28 protein-coding genes and 1 pseudogene are annotated in these 19,435 nt (G+C 33.1%); 24 read left to right on the top strand and 5 right to left on the bottom strand.

The window, feature by feature from the left end; translation table 11 throughout:
* Positions 1-107 precede the first annotated feature (107 nt).
* The 5 genes from ACIP9W_RS17740 to ACIP9W_RS17720 all read left to right on the top strand — a co-directional run bounded on the left by ACIP9W_RS17740 (position 108) and on the right by ACIP9W_RS17720 (position 2,454).
* Positions 108-533, top strand: coding sequence for a hypothetical protein (locus tag ACIP9W_RS17740; RefSeq protein WP_400792038.1), 426 nt, complete (start codon positions 108-110; stop codon positions 531-533).
* A 57-nt stretch (positions 534-590) separates the two neighbouring features.
* On the top strand, positions 591-1,034 hold the full coding sequence (locus ACIP9W_RS17735) for a hypothetical protein (RefSeq protein ID WP_400792035.1): 444 nt from the start codon (positions 591-593) through the stop codon (positions 1,032-1,034).
* 133 nt (positions 1,035-1,167) lie between these two features.
* Positions 1,168-1,515, top strand: a complete 348-nt coding sequence (locus tag ACIP9W_RS17730; RefSeq protein ID WP_400792032.1) for a VOC family protein — start codon at positions 1,168-1,170, stop codon at positions 1,513-1,515.
* Positions 1,516-1,850: 335 nt separating this feature from the next.
* Positions 1,851-2,063: a hypothetical protein gene (locus ACIP9W_RS17725; RefSeq protein WP_400792029.1), complete on the top strand. Its 213-nt coding sequence runs from the start codon at positions 1,851-1,853 to the stop codon at positions 2,061-2,063.
* Between the two features lie 64 nt (positions 2,064-2,127).
* The gene (locus ACIP9W_RS17720; protein ID WP_400792026.1) at positions 2,128-2,454 is read left to right on the top strand and encodes an AAA family ATPase; all 327 of its coding nucleotides are present in this window, start codon (positions 2,128-2,130) and stop codon (positions 2,452-2,454) included.
* A gap of 368 nt (positions 2,455-2,822) precedes the next feature.
* On the opposite strand, the gene cyoE is transcribed toward ACIP9W_RS17720, so the two are convergent.
* Positions 2,823-3,719, bottom strand: coding sequence for a heme o synthase (gene cyoE / locus ACIP9W_RS17715; protein WP_400792023.1), 897 nt, complete (start codon positions 3,717-3,719; stop codon positions 2,823-2,825).
* A 276-nt stretch (positions 3,720-3,995) separates the two neighbouring features.
* Between cyoE and ACIP9W_RS17710 the strand changes: the two genes are divergently transcribed.
* The 5 genes and pseudogenes from ACIP9W_RS17710 to ACIP9W_RS17690 all read left to right on the top strand — a co-directional run bounded on the left by ACIP9W_RS17710 (position 3,996) and on the right by ACIP9W_RS17690 (position 6,506).
* A complete protein-coding gene (locus ACIP9W_RS17710; RefSeq protein WP_400792020.1) occupies positions 3,996-4,202 on the top strand; it encodes a hypothetical protein in 207 nt (68 codons plus the stop codon).
* Positions 4,203-4,293: 91 nt separating this feature from the next.
* Positions 4,294-4,467, top strand: a complete 174-nt coding sequence (locus tag ACIP9W_RS17705) for a hypothetical protein (RefSeq protein ID WP_400792017.1) — start codon at positions 4,294-4,296, stop codon at positions 4,465-4,467.
* A gap of 80 nt (positions 4,468-4,547) precedes the next feature.
* A pseudogene (locus ACIP9W_RS17700) lies at positions 4,548-4,721 on the top strand (stage II sporulation protein P); the annotation flags it as partial.
* A gap of 160 nt (positions 4,722-4,881) precedes the next feature.
* Entirely contained in the window at positions 4,882-5,385 is a 504-nt protein-coding gene (locus tag ACIP9W_RS17695; RefSeq protein ID WP_400792014.1) for a DUF2798 domain-containing protein, read from the top strand.
* Between the two features lie 182 nt (positions 5,386-5,567).
* Complete coding sequence (locus tag ACIP9W_RS17690; protein WP_400792011.1) at positions 5,568-6,506, top strand: alpha/beta fold hydrolase; 939 nt, start codon at positions 5,568-5,570, stop codon at positions 6,504-6,506.
* 661 nt (positions 6,507-7,167) lie between these two features.
* Here the strand turns inward: ACIP9W_RS17690 and ACIP9W_RS17685 are convergent.
* Positions 7,168-7,584, bottom strand: coding sequence for an RDD family protein (locus ACIP9W_RS17685; RefSeq protein ID WP_400792008.1), 417 nt, complete (start codon positions 7,582-7,584; stop codon positions 7,168-7,170).
* A gap of 138 nt (positions 7,585-7,722) precedes the next feature.
* Here ACIP9W_RS17685 and ACIP9W_RS17680 point away from each other — a divergent pair, with 138 nt between their 5' ends.
* From ACIP9W_RS17680 to ACIP9W_RS17665, 4 genes are all read left to right on the top strand, one after another.
* Complete coding sequence (locus ACIP9W_RS17680; protein ID WP_400792006.1) at positions 7,723-7,998, top strand: YjdJ family protein; 276 nt, start codon at positions 7,723-7,725, stop codon at positions 7,996-7,998.
* 243 nt (positions 7,999-8,241) lie between these two features.
* Positions 8,242-8,847 carry a hypothetical protein gene (locus tag ACIP9W_RS17675; RefSeq protein WP_400792004.1) on the top strand — a complete coding sequence of 202 codons (606 nt, stop codon included), beginning with the start codon at positions 8,242-8,244 and terminating at the stop codon, positions 8,845-8,847.
* Positions 8,848-9,001: 154 nt separating this feature from the next.
* Positions 9,002-10,810, top strand: a complete 1,809-nt coding sequence (locus ACIP9W_RS17670) for a M3 family oligoendopeptidase (protein WP_400792002.1) — start codon at positions 9,002-9,004, stop codon at positions 10,808-10,810.
* 137 nt (positions 10,811-10,947) lie between these two features.
* Positions 10,948-11,283 carry a hypothetical protein gene (locus ACIP9W_RS17665; RefSeq protein WP_400791999.1) on the top strand — a complete coding sequence of 112 codons (336 nt, stop codon included), beginning with the start codon at positions 10,948-10,950 and terminating at the stop codon, positions 11,281-11,283.
* Between the two features lie 270 nt (positions 11,284-11,553).
* Here the strand turns inward: ACIP9W_RS17665 and ACIP9W_RS17660 are convergent, their stop codons facing one another.
* Positions 11,554-11,736: a hypothetical protein gene (locus tag ACIP9W_RS17660; protein WP_400791996.1), complete on the bottom strand. Its 183-nt coding sequence runs from the start codon at positions 11,734-11,736 to the stop codon at positions 11,554-11,556.
* Between the two features lie 295 nt (positions 11,737-12,031).
* Here ACIP9W_RS17660 and ACIP9W_RS17655 point away from each other — a divergent pair, with 295 nt between their 5' ends.
* The 5 genes from ACIP9W_RS17655 (at position 12,032) to ACIP9W_RS17635 (ending at position 14,482) form a co-directional block, all read left to right on the top strand.
* Positions 12,032-12,334, top strand: a complete 303-nt coding sequence (locus ACIP9W_RS17655; RefSeq protein ID WP_400791993.1) for a hypothetical protein — start codon at positions 12,032-12,034, stop codon at positions 12,332-12,334.
* 410 nt (positions 12,335-12,744) lie between these two features.
* Positions 12,745-13,365 carry a histidine phosphatase family protein gene (locus ACIP9W_RS17650; protein ID WP_400791990.1) on the top strand — a complete coding sequence of 207 codons (621 nt, stop codon included), beginning with the start codon at positions 12,745-12,747 and terminating at the stop codon, positions 13,363-13,365.
* Between the two features lie 2 nt (positions 13,366-13,367).
* Positions 13,368-13,811, top strand: a complete 444-nt coding sequence (locus tag ACIP9W_RS17645; protein WP_400792120.1) for an NUDIX domain-containing protein — start codon at positions 13,368-13,370, stop codon at positions 13,809-13,811.
* A 26-nt stretch (positions 13,812-13,837) separates the two neighbouring features.
* Complete coding sequence (locus ACIP9W_RS17640; protein ID WP_400791988.1) at positions 13,838-14,137, top strand: hypothetical protein; 300 nt, start codon at positions 13,838-13,840, stop codon at positions 14,135-14,137.
* A gap of 165 nt (positions 14,138-14,302) precedes the next feature.
* Positions 14,303-14,482: a hypothetical protein gene (locus ACIP9W_RS17635; RefSeq protein WP_400791985.1), complete on the top strand. Its 180-nt coding sequence runs from the start codon at positions 14,303-14,305 to the stop codon at positions 14,480-14,482.
* A 197-nt stretch (positions 14,483-14,679) separates the two neighbouring features.
* Here the strand turns inward: ACIP9W_RS17635 and ACIP9W_RS17630 are convergent, their stop codons facing one another.
* Positions 14,680-14,937 carry a hypothetical protein gene (locus tag ACIP9W_RS17630; RefSeq protein ID WP_400791982.1) on the bottom strand — a complete coding sequence of 86 codons (258 nt, stop codon included), beginning with the start codon at positions 14,935-14,937 and terminating at the stop codon, positions 14,680-14,682.
* 212 nt (positions 14,938-15,149) lie between these two features.
* On the opposite strand from ACIP9W_RS17630, the gene ACIP9W_RS17625 reads away from it, so the two are divergent.
* Entirely contained in the window at positions 15,150-15,617 is a 468-nt protein-coding gene (locus ACIP9W_RS17625) for a hypothetical protein (protein WP_400791979.1), read from the top strand.
* 170 nt (positions 15,618-15,787) lie between these two features.
* Here the strand turns inward: ACIP9W_RS17625 and ACIP9W_RS17620 are convergent, their stop codons facing one another.
* The gene (locus tag ACIP9W_RS17620) at positions 15,788-16,417 is read right to left on the bottom strand and encodes a LysE family translocator (protein WP_400791977.1); all 630 of its coding nucleotides are present in this window, start codon (positions 16,415-16,417) and stop codon (positions 15,788-15,790) included.
* A 172-nt stretch (positions 16,418-16,589) separates the two neighbouring features.
* On the opposite strand from ACIP9W_RS17620, the gene ACIP9W_RS17615 reads away from it, so the two are divergent.
* The 4 genes from ACIP9W_RS17615 to ACIP9W_RS17600 all read left to right on the top strand — a co-directional run bounded on the left by ACIP9W_RS17615 (position 16,590) and on the right by ACIP9W_RS17600 (position 19,402).
* Complete coding sequence (locus tag ACIP9W_RS17615; RefSeq protein WP_282244039.1) at positions 16,590-16,721, top strand: hypothetical protein; 132 nt, start codon at positions 16,590-16,592, stop codon at positions 16,719-16,721.
* A gap of 709 nt (positions 16,722-17,430) precedes the next feature.
* Positions 17,431-17,913, top strand: coding sequence for a DUF2975 domain-containing protein (locus ACIP9W_RS17610; RefSeq protein ID WP_400791975.1), 483 nt, complete (start codon positions 17,431-17,433; stop codon positions 17,911-17,913).
* An 11-nt stretch (positions 17,914-17,924) separates the two neighbouring features.
* Complete coding sequence (locus ACIP9W_RS17605) at positions 17,925-18,140, top strand: helix-turn-helix domain-containing protein (RefSeq protein WP_400791973.1); 216 nt, start codon at positions 17,925-17,927, stop codon at positions 18,138-18,140.
* A 17-nt stretch (positions 18,141-18,157) separates the two neighbouring features.
* The gene (locus ACIP9W_RS17600; RefSeq protein ID WP_400791971.1) at positions 18,158-19,402 is read left to right on the top strand and encodes a DUF4153 domain-containing protein; all 1,245 of its coding nucleotides are present in this window, start codon (positions 18,158-18,160) and stop codon (positions 19,400-19,402) included.
* The last annotated feature ends 33 nt before the right edge of the window (positions 19,403-19,435 follow it).

Here is a 19,435-nt window from a genome sequence, read left to right as displayed (position 1 = left end):
TTTTAAGATTAACTGGTGGCTGGTTTGATTGTAAAAAATACTTGTTTAGGTTTTATTCTATGAAATAGTTTTTCTTCAATAAATGGATGACCAACGAGGGGAGAAGCATGAAAAAATCTAAAAAAGTATTCGTTATTGGAACAGCATTACTATTAATTCTGATAGCGATAATAAGTATTCAACTATCAAATAACTTACAAATAGAAGATGCCTTGTCCGGTGAGTTTTTTAGCGGTGTAACAAAACTAAGAATAGAGAAAATCGATCATTTAAATTTTACAGAGTTACATACGACGAAAGAAGATCAAAAAGAAATTCAAGTATTAATAAAAGAATTGAATTTAAAAAGAACAGGTGAATCTTATTCTCCACTTGATGCACAATATAGGATTGTATCAACATCGAATAAAGAAGACGAAATGTATCTGTTCGTTGAAGAACATGTAATTGTATTTCCACAAAGAAGTAGTAAAGGATATAAAATTAAGCATGATGGTGATTTAATGAAAGCAATGGATATGATTTTGCGTTAAATGGAGGTAGGGGAAATATGCTAAGACAGTAATTGTTGCATAAATAAAGCTAGAAAGGTGATTTTATTGATACTCCCCAAAGGCATTACAGGATTTATAGATAATATGGAGGAAAAGATAGACGGACACCAATTCCAAAAAATTTGTTATGAAGTAATGAGAGAGGCTAAAGGAGAAATTCTTAAGTTTGAGGGTCCTCTCTATCCGCATAATTACTTTAAAGTTCATATTCGGCTGAAGGGAGATTTATTTTATATCCTTATAAATGAATACTACCCCTATCTTGCCTTCACTAATAAATGGGAAAATATTATGATAGATTTTACGGATTTGCCAGCATTAACGAAAGGCTTCGGAGAATATTATACTGTCCTTACAAAAAAGGAATTAGATTTACCATTCTCCAATAAAGGGCATGATTTAGAGGAAGTTGAGTTGAGACAAGCAGCCTATTGGAAACCCCGTACAATCGGTGGAGTAATTTTCAACTGTTGGGATTAAGAATCACATCTTACATTCAGTTCTGCAACTTGAGCATTGTACGTTACAAGACAGTGCAATAAGGAGGATATTAGGAACTGATATCGAATTAATAGTTGAATAAAAAATTATAGATAGACAGGAGCTTGAGACGATGATAAAAGGTTTCGGAGGAATATTTTGGAGAACGAGAAATCTTGAAGCTGTGAAAAAATGGTATAGTGAAGTGTTGCAAATTGAAATAGATAATTGGAATGGAACTATTATAAAACCTGAACCAGGAAACGAAACAATCTTTTCTTTTTTTACCGAAGATGATGCTTATTTTCCAGCAGAACAGCAAGTGATGTTGAATTTTGAAGTACAGAATATAGACGAGGCTATTGAGCATCTTGAAAAAATTGGTGTACCTCTTGAAAAGGAAAAAGAGATTAGTGAATATGGAAAATTTGTTTGGATTAAAGATCCTGAAGGACGACTGATTGAACTTTGGGAGAGATAACGGACTGTAAACAAAGGAAAATGCTCAGAGAAAAATTCTGAGCATTTTTTATATCATATTTTTAATTCGACAATAGAGGAATTCCTCTGATGATTATCCTCCAAAATTACATCCTCTTGTTACTTCCTGTGCAGTATCTCTGAAAAAAATTAGCATTCATAAATGAATGTAAAGTTCGGTTGATATTTGATTACTCAGTTTCGCTTGGTAAGGTGTTTAAAAACAGTATATAAAGTTATTAGTTTTAATTTTTATCTGAATATTGGAACTTATAGCAAATTGAAACGTATTAAAGTTATATAAGGTGTTTGGTATTTATAATCGAGGTGTTATCTATGAGTGAACGATTTGATTTAAGTTTTAAAAATAAAGAAGTAAGAGTCTATCTTTATTTGGCTATTCCAACGTTTATCTTAGGAAGTATCTTAATATTTTATAGTGAAAAAAATTATCAATTTATCCCTTTATTAGTGTTTTGGACGATTTTTAATATATGGCGTTTTGTTCACCGGAGGAAACAGAAAAAAGAAAGAAAAAACTCCTCATAAGCTTAAGAAGGGCTTCGTGGTTACAACATTGCAATAAATTATTACATATAAAAAGGTGGAAACAATGAATAAAATTTATATTATCTCGGGACCTGCAGGAGTTGGAAAGTCAACAACTGCAAAGAGTCTTGCTGAACAGTTTGTTCAAAGTGCATATATTGAAGGGGATTCAATTAATCATATGGTTGTGGGTGGATACCTTCCACCTTGGAAAAGTGAAGAATCCCTTGCGTTAGTTTGGGAAAATATAGCTGATTTAAGTATCAATTTTGTAAAGGCGAATAAGAATGTAATCATTGATTACGTTGCTTTTCCAGAGGAAGTAGAAAAACTTTCTCAAAGGATTATTGCTGAGGTTCAAAATGTAGAAATTCGATATGTTATTTTATAGGTTGATAAAGAGGAACTGTTAAGAAGGGATACTTTAAGGATAAAAGAACATCAGATGGGTGAGAGATGTTTGGAATTGGTGCATGAATTTGAAAGTAAAAGAATAGATAAGTGCTTTTTCTATGATACAAACTCCTTACATCCAGTGGATTTAGGGGAAATCCTTCTTCATATCAAAGAAAACCCTTCATTCAAATATTGATCAATTATTCAAAAAAGGTTCGACGACCTATATTTGCCCAAAACTTTAAGAGGATTTAGGGGTTTCAGTGAGAGGGGAGGAACACAATCTACCCCAAGGTAGAGAGGTTCTCTTCTTCTCAACTAGTTAAACAAACTCACCACTTCGTTCATCTATTTTACCTGTCATTAAAATGCTTGTAAAATTAGGCCGATTGTGGAGTAAATAATTACCGTAAAGTAAATAACCATCATATGCACTAAGGAAAATATAAACATTTTATTGGACCAGTCTTTCATATCCATTTTCCGCGTGCCGAATAAGCTTAAGCCCAACCAAAATAGACCCAAAACGAGCGAAACCAAAGTGAGACCTAAACTTAACGGCAAAAATAAAAAGCTAGATAGCACTAATAAAATTAAATAGAAATTAGTTTGGATATAGGTCCGTTTTCGATCTTTTACAACAGGAAGCATCGGAATTTTTGCTGCAGCATAATCATCTTTCTTACGAATAGCAATCGCATAAAAGTGAGGCATCTGCCAAATGACCATTATTAAAAATAATGCCCAGCACGCAGGATGCCAAATATCTGGAGCAACTGCTGCCCAACCGATTAAAGGCGGCATTGCACCGGAGATACTTCCAACTTCCGTATTCCAAACGGTATGACGTTTTGTCCACATGGTATAAGGGACTACGTAGAAAAATACCCCTAAAAATCCAAGGAAAGAAGCTAACGGAGAAGCTAGATACAATAATATTAAACCAACTACTAATAACAAGATTGCGACTATTAAAACTTTCTTAATCGATATGGCACCTGTAACAGTCGGGCGAACTTTTGTACGGGCCATTATGGCATCAATATCCCGATCGTAAATGTTATTGAACGAACCAGCCGCTGCAATAACCGCTGCAGTCCCTAAAAATGCAAAAATTATATTCCAAATATTATCTACAAAACTGTATTGATACGTATACAAAGCAAGCATTAATCCTGCGACCATCGGAATTAGATTTGACTTAATGATCCCTGTTTTAACTACTTGCGCCCATAATGTCTTTTGCGATTGCTTATTCATTATATTTTATAGCTCCTTATTAATACACTTAAACTAATATAACCTAATTGATTATCGAAATTCCATTATATCATTCTTATATGACAATCACTTTTGAACATTTTAAGTCTATTGCTGCATAAGTAATAAAATGGCAGCCTTCCAACATTTAAAATTTCATAAGTGAGCACTCAAACAAGGATAAGGCAACACATTTAAAAGAGAATATATTGAGGTATTTACACCATTCTAACTAGACAGTTATTATGTCATTTTAGTTATAGGACGGTGCTCCTTTTGAATTTCTTCAAAAAAATTTCTTGTTTGTTCGTTATTTTTTTGGCTATTGTCAATTTGAATAGTTATGAAATACACGCTGCAGATAATGAAACAACACTTAAAGAAGCAATAAATAGCGGATTTCAACTTGCCCAAGAATGGAATGTAAATGCAGCACTTACAAGCGTAAATAGTGTAGATGAAACGATGGGTGGCTCAAGGTGAGAAGCAGGGAAACGCTTTAATTGGTTTGTACAATTTATGGCTTAAGGTATAGATGAGCATTTACTAATTGATATCTCAAAAGAAAGTTAACGTGTTTAAATCGTTCAAGCAATCTCCGGTTCCTACAATTCAATACGATGAGATCAAATTGGATAGCTTGGATGTTCTCCAACTAGCTAAAGATAAAAATGGGCTTAAACAAGGAAAAGGTTGGGCAACAGTATATCATTTTACATTGGATAACATTGATGGCACAACTATGTAAGCCTCGAAAAGATAGTACGATTATGCTTAATGGAAAAGAGCATACGAAGGTAGCTATGTCCCGTTTCAAGTAAAAACCATAAAGCAAATCTAGCATTTGCTGAACTAATCCATAACAAGATGGAACAAAAATATCCCGGTTTATCAGAGGGAATTATTCTTAAAAATAGTGGAATAAAAAATACATTAGAAGAAGAGTATAGAACAGCAGATATTCTATCGGAAATTATTAAGGAGGTAATGGAAGAAAAGTAAGCTTTCCAGTTTCCAATATATTAGAATCTTTTCTTTGTTTTAGAATTTGTTATAATAATTAAATCAGTATGTAGAGATATTGGTATTAGTTTTACTGAACCAAAAATATATGTCGCATGATACGTCTACCATCTGAAATTTTAATTTCGGAGGGAAAAATATGTATAAAGAAGATCGACTGCCACAAAATGCAAAAGAAGGTTTAGTGTTTTTATTGCTGATTTCCATCATTTCAGTAAATACGATTGCACCGATTATTATGGGCATGGAACGTGGTTTCAGTAAAGAAAATTATTTAGAAACACTCAAGATTATTCCCTTTATGTGGATAGTTGTTGTATTGTTAGTAAGATTGGTTGCCAGACCGATAGTGGGTAAAGTGATGCCAAGATTCGTAGGACATTCTGATGGTTTTAATGCCAGAATATTATTGAATACTTTACTGAATGTTACAGTCTTATCTATCTTCCTTACAATTATTGGAACTTGGGTTGGTACGAGACAAATAGGTCTAGAACCATTTCAGAACTTCTTTTTCAGCTGGTTTAGAAATTTTGGTATAGCATTTTGGATTGAGTTGTTGATTGCGCAGCCAATAGCAAGATTTGCCATGAAAAAAATACATGCAAGACAAACTGCACGAGCAAATAGTGTCGAACTGTAAAACAATGATTGTGTTTTGAGAATATAAAGTGTTTTTTTAGTCGATTGGTTTGGATAAAATCAATCGGCTTTTTAGTACCCACATCAAACCAACACATTGATAGTTATAGATACTTAAGCTAATTTGCTTGAAGAATGTACAATTTCTCTTAAAGAAGTAGTTTAGTTAAATACAAGTAAAGGGTGAGTAATATTCGTGAAATTTTAACAATTAATCATAAGAAGATGGAGATTCTTCAAAAGGGGAAAAATGGTACACCTATAATTATCCTCACGGGGATGGGGTGTTCATTTGATGAGTGGTATGATGTGATAGAGCCGTTAAGCAATTCTAATCGTGTTGTATTGTTTCATAGACCTGGACTTGGTGAGAGTGAAATTCTAAACGAAGACCGTAATACACAGGCGATCGTAAACGAATTAAATGAGTTGTTATTTCAACTCGAAATATATGAATCTGTATTAATAGTTGGTCATTCATATGGCGGTTTATGCGTTCAGCACTTTGTGAAAGAACATCCTAAAAAGGTAGCAGGAGTAGTATTAGTAGATTCAACTTCTGTGAATTTAAAGGTTTTAGACAAGTTGGATACACCAGTATTAAATGAAGACTCGAGTGACGAAATTTGGATGGAAAATTGTCGTGCTTATTCTCAAATGAATGAAGAAAAATTACGCGAAATAATTAAACCTACTCTTACAAATAAGCAAAAATTACTTCCATTTGATATTCAACAACGATTATTAGATTTTCAGGTAAACCCTTCATTATATAAAGCAATGCATTCTGAAATTAGCAATTGGAAAAAGGATGCAGATACTATAAAGAACTTAGGAGAATTTCCTAATGTACCTTTAATTGTAATAGGTCGTGATAAAGAACATAGTATTATGCTGGGAATAGAAGATGGTTTACCAGAATCGGAGATAAAGATTTTTGAAGAAAAATGGCAAGAATTAATTATGAGCCAAGGGAAACTTTCTGAAAACAGTAGATTAATAATAGCACACGGGGCAAGTCATTCTATTCATATTGATAGACCGGACATTATTATTGAATCAATAACTTGCTTGATTAAAAATGATTCCTCATTGGACTATAGAAGCTGTTTAGATCAATAAGCAACTTTAATGATTTTTTGAAAATTTTTTCTTAAAAGGGAAAAAGTTCACTTAAACTAATAAAGTATATTATTCAACAAGCAAGAAATTAAGGATAGTTCTAGAATTAAATAATGAAAGTAATAAATAGGCGGTGAAGAGATGAAAGCGCTATTGATACAGGTAAATATATTATTTTTTTTAGAATGATAGTGAGGAGAGATTTCAAACGGTATAAACCGAGAGGTATAGTTTATTACACCACAGCTGAGTGTCTACTAATGATCCTTTCAGAGCGGATGAAATTCAAGCTGTAGGCAGTTTTAGCTTTACTAGAGAAAATGACGCGACTACATTATTAAGTGTCATCTCTAATAATGAGGAAGTTGTTTACATAGAGGCTGGTGTAGTTCCTTATGGGGAAAGAAAACCAGTGATAAAAAGGGGGGAGTATCTCTTTTTTATTTTCATATAGCGAACTTAAATGCAACTGCCTTTAATCAAGATGGAAAAGCCTATTATTATTACGGTCTTCTCCAAAACGTCAGTCAGATCCATATACCTTAAGATTGAAAGTGGCATAAGATTCAGTTAAGAATGCTGAACGGCTTAGGCATCTAATTTAGCATTAAAACGCGTATGATAAGTTAGTTGAAGAAGAAAAGATAATGAAATTATAAAATTATTTTTTCTCCACATAGGTACCGCCAATGATATCATGAATTGCTCTCTTATCTTTTAGAAGTACAACCATAAATATACTTGCAATTCCTGACATTCCAAAAGTAGCCAAGGCAAGGATATGTTTACCTATTACTTCTCTTAAAAACATATTAAAAATAGTTACGTTTTTATCATTTTTATAACGCTTAATTTTAATGTTACATATCCTTTTTCCGATAACATATCCGCTCCAAAGTACAGGTGTCATCGTTAAGTAAGAAATATAAAGTAATCTCCAAGTCAATTCACTGGTCGGATTAATAGGGTATACCTTGTAGATGAAGTAAATAAATACTCCACAAATTGTAGATATAAAGAAATAATCTATAATAAAAGCAGCTACCCTTATAAAAAAGCCCGCTGGATCTCTACTCATTTATTATTCCCCCTAGTTTAATTAATTGGACAAGAACTTTATTCCCACGAAACTTAAAAAAATATTTAATTTGGTTGTTTCAATTCAATATTGTATGTTTACTAAGAAAATGTAAGAACTGCTTGAGGAGGAAGAAAGTTGTTTAAATATGTATTGCAACTCATCGTTGGAATCTTTACTTTATTGTTGTCAACATTAATAGCCAGGTATGAAGGTAGTGCTATAAGCTATGATTCTTTGGAATGGGGGTATTCAACACCATTTACCAAATTATTTAATATTGAAATTACAAGAGGTAGTGATATTAGTCAACTAGATTATTTTGTTTATGCAGCGAAATTTCAACCACTTTTTCCTACTATTATGATGGTTAGCGTACTCTACATATTGAGTATAGTTGGTTTTTATCTCTAATAAGAAATAAACCAAAATTGTCAATTGGTTTTTGGGGATTAATCGGTTGTATCATACTATTACTTAGTGGCTTTATTAATAATTCTTCAACAATAGGTGGCAGAATTTTTTTCTGGATTGCAATAGTGAGTGGTCTTATAAATATTGCTGTCGCGTTTATCGTGTGTTTTAGAAGATTCAAAGATAGGGTTATTGTACACACAAACTAAATTTTAATATTACGCAAAGCAAGGATTTGATTGAATGTTTAAAGAAGGATTTCCAAATTATTTAAGAGATGATGTGTCTATAACAGTTGGCATGATTCTCCATGAAAATTTTGATCATACCAAGATTGATGTGTCAGAGGAAAATATTCAATATTATCAAGATAATACTTTAATTAGGTTTCCTTATCGCATCTACTATAGTGAGATTTCAGATGAGGCTATCGACAATTTAAGTACCCGGCAAAAAATGATTTTGCATTGTATTTATTCCAGAAGTTGTGATGGATTTGTTCGTCAAAAGCATATGCATTACTTGCTACAGATGGATTATGAGGATTGGGCTATTCCTTATATTGTGAAAATTTGTGATGAATATGTTGTAGAAATAGTAGAAATGACTTATGACTTGTTAAAAGTACAGGATATAGAACGGATTAAGAGATTTTGTCTTGAAAATATTGAATCGTTTTGCAAAAGTTATAACAGAATGATTAGCTATTGGAAGGAGTATTACCAAGACAGATATCATAATTTCCATAAGTATATAGGTAGGAAGTTATTTAGAGAGTGTTTTGGCTATTCTAAATCATTGGAAAACAGTAAGGATGAGATTGTGAAACAAGTTAACAAATTTCTTTAGTCAAGTATTGTGATGTAAGTTAACGCGGTACAACCTTTGTTTTCGAAAATACTTTCTGAATATTCTTTCTGAGTGCCCCCTAATATTCAACTATATGGTATAGTGGGAATGTATGTTCTGTGAAAGTGTTATATATAACTCAGGGAGGTAAAAGATGGAGAAAACGGGGTATCAAAAAAATTGGAATTTGGATGAGATTTTTCAGGGGGGAAGCAAATCTGATGAATTTTTAATTCATTTAAAGCGATTAGAAATACTTGTACAAGATTTACAACGATGTGTTAACTCATTCACTACACCATTAGCAACAAATGAAGCAGCTAACTTGTTAAAAATAGTAGAAGATATTGGAGAATTTCGTATCCACTTGTCACAGGCAAATTCATTTATCACTTGTCTTTTTGCAGAAAATACAAAAGATCAAGAAGTTGCATCACTACGAGGTAAAGTAGCTCAATTAGTTTCTCGTTTTGAGAAAGAAATATCTAAAGTGAAAAAGGTACTAGCAAATACAAAGCAGGATATATGGGAAGGTTTAATAGAAGCCAAAGAATTAGAGGATTATAGATTTATATTAAATGAGTGGCGTGAAAATACAGTTATGCATTTAGCAGATGAAGAGCAAAATCTAATAGCTGATTTAATGGCTGATGGATATCATGCTTGGGGTCATTTTTACACTGCATTAGTTGGTAGTATTAACGTAAAAGTTCAAGTGGAAGGAGAAGAAAAAAATCTGTCAGTAGGACAAGCAATTAACTTACGTTCTCACCCTAATGAAGAAGTACGAAAGGAATCTCATCATGCTTTAGAATCTATATGGAAAGAAAAAGAAGAGTTATTTGCGAAAATATTAAATCATATTGCTGGCTTCCGTTTACAAGTATATAAAAAGTCTGGAGTAAAAAGCGTTTTAGAAGTGCCTTTAAAAGAGAACAGATTGAAGGAAGAAACAATGAATGCTATGTGGTCAGTGGTTAGTAAATACAAAAAGCCCTTCTCCAATTACTTGAATCGAAAAGCAGAAATGATGGGTAATTCGAGCATGAAAGCTTATAACTTTTGGGCACCCATTAATAATAGTGTGAAAAAGATAGGATATGACGAAGCGGCTGAACTAATTATAAACCATTTTACTCAGTTTGGACCTGAATTAGAAGCTTTCGTTAAGCAGGCTTTTCACGAAGCTTGGATCGAAGCTGAAGACCGCGCTAATAAATCCGCAGTTCCGTTTTGTGCTGGTTTTCCACTTACAGGAGAATCAAGAGTTTTTATGACATTTGGGGGTACTTTATTAAATGTGTTAACGCTTGTTCATGAATTGGGTCATGCTTTCCATAACTATGCGATGAAGTCTGTTAATGGGTTGAATAAAAGTTATCCCATGAGTATGGCTGAAACTGCTTCAACCTTTTCAGAAATGATTATTTTTGATGCCGCACTGAAAAAGGCAAAGTCGAAAGAAGAGAAATTGATTATATTAGATGAAAAATTAAAACGTAGTGTCATGAACTTTATGAACATTCATTCGAGATTTTTATTTGAGCAGAGGTTTTATGAAGAACGTAAAGAAGGCATTGTCTCATCAAGTCGTCTAAATCAGTTAATGGAAGATGCAATATATGAATCATATAATGGATCACTAGAGCAACCTTCCAATTACTCTTGGGTGTGGACCCCTCATTATTATATGACGAAATCTCCTTTTTATAATTTTCCATATACTTTTGGGTACTTATTTGCTTTAAGTATCTTTGCGAAGGCAAAGGAGAAAGGAAAAGAGTTTGAAAAAGATTATCTGAACTTACTTCGAGACTCAGGAAGCATGATTGCAGAGGATTTAGTGATGAAACATTTAGGGGAAGACATTACTTCAGAGGAATTCTGGGAAAAAGGTATGGCATTATGTGTGAAAGATGCGGAGGAATATATGAAATTGACTTCTTCCAATGCTACTGAATAAGATAGGGGTGCTTTACTTCAAGAGGGGGTAAAGCTTTTTATCTTTTTGGATTTAAGCAGCAAGCTAATGCATTAAACAAATTATGTGAAAAGGGGATTTCTTGTTGATTTATCGCGTAAGAAAGGAGAGGTAAAGGGATGAAAAAAAGAAGGAGTCCTATAAAGTGGATTACGTTTATTGGCATAGGAATAGTACTTCTCGTTGTGGCAGGGTTTTGTATCTGGGACTCGAATGAAAAATCTAAGGAAATTCAGCAAATCGAGTTGAAATTAGGTTTTGAGGTTAAAGTACTGGATAGACAATCACATGGCACATTGAAGGCGCCAACAAGAACGTATCTCGTGAAACGGTTAGATGATAAGCAAAGCGATTTACAATACCGATTATACTTGAATGAAGAGGACAAGATTGAACAATGGGCTAAGGTTAAAAACGGCAAGACAATTAGAATATATAGAGAGGAAGAGGAATAATAAATTAAGAAATTGTTAAGCAGGGCTATCGTGCCGTCTTAGTAAAACAGAATAGCTTGGGGACAACTTTTCTAAACTAATGCGGCAAGTAGTTTAATAAAGTACTTTATTATATTAAAAGTAGTTAGAAAATACCCTTTGAAAACCTGCATTGGATATGAATTGTAGCAATCATTTTTCATTCAATGGACTACTGATCTGTTGTGGATTGAGGATATAACTTACTGTGATTTTATTTCTAGGACAAAAAAAGTGTGACGTTTGCGTCATCTACTGTGGCATGTTCATCGTATTTACAGCTTGGTTTGTTGCTACATCAACCTTTACTCGTCCGTCGTTTTGATTGGCAGGACCTCTTTTTGCCTCAGTGAAGCTTTTGCGAACCAAATAATCGTATACTACTCCGAAAACGGTTACTAATATTGATATTCCGAGAATAATGAGAACGAACAAAACATCCACCGCCTTTTAGATTGTTTCTTGCTTTCATTGTATACTACTTTGCTGAATATTCAAATATTAGAAACAAATATCTTTTTGTTCCTAAATAGAATAAGAGAAATCAATTTCTTCCAAATCGCGATATAATTCCTAGAACAACTTTCACACTCAAAGAAGAGTGAATTAAAAGTAGCTCTATTTTTTTATGGTTCTGTGCTGAATATTGGAACTTTTTTTCTCTTGGGAACGTATTAAAGAGATGTATAAGGAAGTTTTTTATTGGGAGTGAAGGGTAGGAGGAGTAAATATGGCATTTGCTGATTTTGTTTTCAATTTTTTGCAGTTATTTACACTCTTAGCAGTATTAACATTGTTATTTGCATTCCTATTTAAAGACAAAAAGATACTAGTTTATTTAGTTTTTAATTTGATTTTACTAATAATGATAAACTATTTTGTAATTACTCAGAAAGATTTTATGTTTGAGCATTTCCCTAAACAGGCATATGGCATGCTGCTACTGCTTTTACTTATGTACATCAACTTTTTTAGAAGTGTGTATTCATTTATAAAAATAAAGAAATCCGAAAGACCTATGGCAGGTAAATGAGATGAACTGGTATGAAATTTGAAACGGAGTAATTTTTGAATAAATTCGCAAGAGAACAATTGCAACAACAGAATTACCTGATTCTAAAAAGTCATTTGAATTTTACTCAACAAATGGTGGAGCAGCTACTTCTATTAGTATAGTTGGAAAAGTAATTGGTCCACATTAGTTTCATATTACTTTCTACTTTGATGAACCTGTGCACAAGGTAGAAGTGGTTTGAGTAAATAACCACATTGTTACAATCAACAAGCACACATTGAACTTGAATAAAGGGGGAGACTTTTTCGAATTGAAACTCTTTTTACTAAGGGTGCTTTGCCGGCCGAACTACCCATCAAGAAACTATTCGACATTGATATGCATTTGCTCTACTAGGGTTAAAAATAACATGAAAGTGGGGTAATTAGTTGTTAACTTTATATATTACTAGACATGGTGAGACTGTATGGAATACGCAAAAGAAAATGCAAGGATGGTGCGATTCGCAACTGACTGAGAATGGGATAAGTAATGCTTTATCTTTAGGAGGCAGGCTTAAAGAAATACACTTTGATGCAATTTATACAAGTCCAAGTAGAAGAACTGTATCAACGGCTTACTTGATTAAAGGAGAAAGAGAGATTCCTATCATATCCGAAGATAATTTAAGAGAAATTAATATGGGGGAGTGGGAGGGTCAAACTTTTTCTGCCCTAGAAGATAAGTATCCCGAAGAATTTTACTCATTTTGGCATACTCCCCATCTATATAAATCAATAAATGGTGAAAGTTTTGATGAGCTTAAAAAGAGAGTATTGCAAGCTATTAATTCTATTCAAGAGAAAAATAGGGAAGGAAATGTTCTCATCGTTTCTCATTCTATTGTTATCAAAACATTATTGGCTTTCTTCAAAGACTATCCTTTAGAAAAGCTATGGGAACCACCTTATATCAAAGATACAAGTCTAACGATCGTCGAGGTAAACGGTAAAGAAAGTAACATCGTCCTAGAGGGTGATTTATCCCATCGACAAATAGGAGAGTGCTAGAAATGCTCAGACGGGCTGTCGGTGCAGTTGTTTTTCAGGGGAATAAATTTTTAATTGTACATAAGTCGAATATAAATACCTTAGAGGGAAAACGGAATATCAAAGGGGAGTGGGACTTCATAAAAGGTGGAGTAGAAGAAACAGATAAGGGGCTATATCACGCACTGTTGCGGGAATTGCAAGAAGAGACGGGATCAACAGACTATAAAATCATAAAAGAATTTCCTGAAAAAATCCGCTTTGAATTTCCGGATGAACTTAAAGTCAAACTCGGATACGCTAAACAGGAAACAACTATGTTTCTAGTTGAATTTTTAGGAGATATAGACTCGCTTAATCCAAAGGATGATGAAATTAGCAGCATAAAATTTATGGATAAAGATGATGTATTAGATATACTTACTCACCAGGATACGAAGGATTTTTTTAGGCGCTTGTTTGTTTAGTACAGCTGGGAAGGGGAGGAGATTTAATGAATAACCATTATTATAATATTGTCGTGCATGTTGTCAATTTGATCCTATTGGGTGCTATCGGTATTTTAGCGTTTTTCTCTGTAGTAAATATTAGCCCCCCAGTCCATGACCCCATCTCTGACATATTTAAATTCGGTCTTTTTGGTTTTCTGCTCGTCATGTGGGCAGTTAATTACTGGTTCCAATACAAGAAGCAAAAATGGATTCTACCAATAGGTGGAACCATCCTTTACATCGCCATCGCTTTGTTTGTCATGGGGGTTATTATGCCATTCCTACGCGAATTTGTTGAATAAGTTGTGCTCATTGGCTATCCTTGTATTATCGCATTTATAATATTATTAATGTTTCATTTCTCTTCTGAATTTAAGACGAAAAATAGTATTTATCGATGAATACAAGTCATTTTTTCAAATCGAACTAACGCAGCAATTTAGTGAAATAAAAGGTGGTTTTAAACAATGAATAAAAAAAACATTTTATTAAATATTACAGGTTCACTAGTATGTTTTATCCTATTTTGTGTAGGTATGTTGTATGCGGAACAAGTGCCTTTATTAATTTTAGTAGGAATTGTAGGTCTAAGTGGCTTTTCTTACTTTGTTTCTCGAATTGTAACGGTAATGATTGCTAATCCATAAGTAATATTCTTAATCGAGTAACGAGGGCTTGTACAATGTGATTAAGTGTGGTATTAAAGTGTAATGATATTAAACTAAAGGGAAAAAAGAGTGGAGCATATGCTTATTTCAGCATGTCGAAAATCAAATTAATGGACCGTTCACATGTTAAGAAGAGCATAAAAAAGAGTCGCAAAAATTTGCGACCTTTAATTAATCTATTCTTTTATGGTATCCACAAGTTGTTTTGCATCTAACATTGACATACCCTTTTCTTCTCTCAGATACTTTATAGTTTTTATATCACCTAAAGATTTCAATTTTTCACTTGCGACGGCAATTAATTCATCATTGTTTTCATTAGGAAGCGATTTTTGGTTCTCTTCCCTTAAAACGTTGATTTCCTTGTATTGACCAAAAATTACAATTAGAAATGCCACGTTTAAAATCAAGGATGCAATTAAACCCAAATCCATTTTACAAAAACCTCCTATCACTATGCTGAATATTTCATGGTACTTTGCATTTACAAATTCTCCTATATATTTTATCAGAAATTCATTAAGGTTTCAAAAGTAATAAAAGCAACAAAGTTTACAAAAACAACCTTTCTTAATGAATTAAAGTCACAGTTTGGTTCAACAAGAAGTGGTAAAATAACTAAAAATTATGTATGGGAATTGATTGTATGAAGAGGTACAGTACTAATGAGGTTTTGGATAAAGTATTTTTCAATGATGGAAGTCTAAGGGATATTTATGTTCTAAATGTGGATTTAGGCGATTGGCAAATGTTTTATGAGTGGATTTATTTATCTGGTTGGGGAATCAAGTTATATAAAGATGGATTAGAAACAGTGAATGAAATAAAAAATGTCGACAAATTGTTTGAAGGTAAAGAGTTCCATAGCATCTTATTATCTATCGATATTAAAGGTGCTGCTTTGATAAATTGCCATTTCTTTTCAAAAGATGAAATGGAATTTGATGTTAATCCAATAGAAATTAAAGGCTTATATGAAGCTAATGCTGTATTTGAATTTATGAGTAAGCTATCAAGCATTCTTGGTAAAGAAATCTTTCTAACTGAAGAGAACAAACCTGAACATCCTCTGGTCACGATAAAATCAGATGGTACGCTGACTATCCATATTTAATAAATATGCTTGTTCAACTAACGGTACAGGTTAGTGGAGTAAACATTTTTAGCTTTGTTTAACAATCGGATAGATTGTTTAGTAGAGCCAATAGATAACATCGTTTTTAATTTTATAGAAGAAGTTATTTTTCTATAACAAAAAAGACGCCTGTTTTGACGTCTCTTTCTTTATTGCTGTTTCGCAGACATTAACTTAAAACCTAAACCTATGAATACAAGACCAGAAACTTTATTCATAATTGTGTGGAGTAGCTTGCTGTCTTTGACACTCTTGGTTGCAAATGAAGTAAAGTAAGACACGCTAATATACCAAATTAAGACAACTAAAGAGAAGGTTGTCCCTAAAATAAGGAATGGTAATGCACTTTGATTGCTGTTGGCAGAAACAAACTGAGGTAAAAATGATAGGTAGAACAAGATATTTTTAGGATTTGATACATTTGTAATCACACCTTGCCAGTAATCCTTTTTCCGTGATCCTTTAGATACTTGTTTTAATTCTAGTCCCTTGCTTTTTTGGAATAGTGCCTTTCCACCTATATAAATTAGGTATAGACCACCGACTATTTTAAGCGCAGTAAATAAGACTATAGATTGTGATAATAATAGAGACAAACCAATAGTTGATAAAATTGTGTGTACAAAAGCACCTGTTGCAATACCTGCTGAAGAAGCAATGCCACTTGCACGTCCATTTGAAATGCTTCTACTCAACACAAACATTGCATCAATTCCTGGAACAACAATGAAAATTAATGTTGTAATGAGAAATAAACCAAAATCATGTATTCCGAACAAAATTGAACATCTCCTCTAGAAAGCGTAGAGAAATTATAACAGACGAAAAATTATATGTAAATTTGTTAAACAATAATTAAAGTTTTACACTTAATGAACTTAAGCAACAGTTTAGTTGAACAAGAGTATTGGTTTTTATGCTGTATTTTAGAGGGAGTGAGGGGAATAAAAAATGGAGTTTATTATAACAGTGGGTGTTATTGTAATAGCTATAACTTGCTTATCTATTGAAGTGAAGATAAGAAAAACAAGTGAGCAAAATAAACAAATAATTGAATTGTTAAAAAGATTGAACGAAAAGTAAAATACTACTTATTCCTTGTTAAACTAAGGGGTGCTTTACGTAGGGCTGCCGAGACAGTTCGTTTTTCTTATTTCATTAACGAAGTGAAGGGGATTTAAATGGTATTTGGAATATCGGTGATGATTATAGGGTTTAGCCACCTGATGAAAAGTGAATTTTTTTTGTCTCGAAAAACAAGAGTTCTTTTAGGCGAGATAAAGTTTCAATCTTATCAGAAAGGTTTAGTTTTTCCTTATTTGTTTTTAGGAACGTTAATGATTTGTATGAGTATAGTGGAGAACTTGAAAATTCTCCAAACATCGATATTCATCACTATATATATTATTTTAGGCATTATTCCTTTTATACTGTTGATTGCAAATAATAAAAAAAACACTGGTCGATATTGGTTTTGGGTAAACGAATTTAAGTAAAGTAGTTATGTACTAGGTCCTTTAGTAATTTAGACGATCATTTCCGATGGTCTATTTTTTGTCCAAAATTTCGAGTAGAACTATCATAGAAATTCATTGCAAATGTTACAGGTTAGTTGTACAAGTTATAAAATTTAATGCTTTAAAGTTATCGAGTATTTCTTTGAATGAGGAATACTTTTTATTTTGCTTAAAAAATATACAATAAAAATATTATATAAATGAATAAAAAGATATTGTAAAACGATAAATTTTGTATTAAAATCAAATAAGAAAAAATAAGTGAGGTGCTTTTTATGGAAAAGGTAACAACGTTGTTTTTAAAAATAGCTGTTATTCTTTTAGGACTCCCAGTTCTTGCTCTGTGCATCTTTTTGGTGCCTGAGATGGCTAATCTTGCAGCAAAATTGCTTCCAGAGTTTGCTTTTATAAAATATCTCGTTTACATCGTTTTTGATATGTCGGCTATACCTTTTTACATTGCTTTGTATCAGGCCTTTAAACTCTTACGCTATATTGACCAAAATAAAGCTTTCTCCGATTTATCTGTAAATGCTTTAAAGAAAATCAAATACTGTGCCATCACAATTAGTATTTTGCATGTGCTGGTTTGGCCGCTCTTCTATATCTTTGCGGAAGTAGACGATGCACCAGGAGTTGTCTTTGTCGGATTGGTTGTTCCTTTTGCATCGATGGTTATCGCAGTATTTGCGGCTGTTCTCCAAAAACTTTTACTAGAAGCAATCAATATGAAATCAGAAAATGATTTAACGGTCTGAGGTGATTAACAATGGCAATTATTATCAATATTGATGTAATGATAGCAAAAAGGAAAATGAGCGTAACGGAACTTTCGGAGAAGGTTGGAATAACAATGGCGAACCTTTCTATATTGAAAAACGGAAAGGCAAAAGCGATTCGATTATCTACTTTAGAGGCAATTTGTAAGGCTTTAGAATGCCAGCCAGGAGATATTTTAGAATACAAAAGTGACGAAGACAGTTAAAAAGGGGAGGTATAACTATGGACATTAACAATTTGATAATTGAAAATATTGCTAATCCTCAGGAGCTGGAGAGAATGTATAGAACAGATCCAAAAACTTTTAAAAAGTCATTCTCACAGGCATGGGAACTAAATCCTGATTCCCAGGTTCTTGGTGTTTGGTATCAAAGATTGCATTTCAAGGAGATGGTAAATAACGAAAAATCCTCCATGCTTCAAAAAGGATTCCTATTCATGGGCATTTTAGCCATTCTCGCTGGGATTAGCACTCGAATCATTTTCCATTTTGTAGAACAGGAAGCAATTGCTCCAATTAACCTGGCTTTTGGTATAATTCCCTTTATCGCTGCCTACTTTGTTTACAATAACGCTCCGAAAAAAAGTGTTATTTATTCCCTTGTAGCTTTGTTCCTAATTTCCGGGATTTATCTTAATATGTTGCCATTGAATTATAAAGACAGTATTATCCTTGCTTATTTGCACCTTCCTATATTCCTATGGGTATTGGTAGGGCTTGCATTTACAGGAAATGAATATGCAAAAGGCAGTGCAAGGTTAGCCTATATTAAATTTAATTTGGAATATGGTATTCTCTACGCCAGCATGGCAGTTAGCGGAATGGTACTAGCAGCTTTAACCATGCAGTTATTTAGCTTTGTTGGGTTGGATATTGAAGACTTCTATTTTAGCAACGTCGTTTTATTTGGTGCTGCCGCTCTCGCAATTGTGGCTGCATACCTAGTATCCATGAATCTTAAACTTGCTAAGAATATTACACCATATATAGCTAAAATTTTTAGTCCTCTTGTCCTCGTCACATTGTTGGTCTATCTTATAACTGTTATATGGGTCGGAAAAAATCCATTCTTGGACCGTAATTTCCTGATAGCCTTCAACGGAATACTCCTTGGTGTATTGGCTGTTACTATATTTTCCATCATCGAGAAAGACTCAGACAAGAAAAAGAGCATTTCAGATTATATAAATGTAGCCTTAATTGTTCTTGCGCTTATCATTGACAGTGTGGCTTTGTCAGCCATCGTGTTCAGGCTATCTTCTTATGGGATTACGCCTAATAGAATTGCTGTTTTAGGAGTAAACATACTAATATGGGCAAATCTAATCTGGATTATGCTCTCCTATATCCGTTTTCTTCAAAACAAATCTGGACCTTCCACTATCCAAAACGCTATCACTAAGTATTTGCCGATCTACGGACTTTGGGCAGCTTTCGTAATATTTACTTTTCCTATCATTTTTTAAACGGATAGGCTTTGTTAATGTAACCAAGGCCGA

This window comes from Psychrobacillus sp. NPDC093180 (assembly GCF_044754065.1).
Lineage (GTDB): Bacteria > Bacillota > Bacilli > Bacillales_A > Planococcaceae > Psychrobacillus.
Note: the sequence above shows the minus strand (reverse complement) of the source record. Positions and strands in the feature narration are given on the sequence as shown.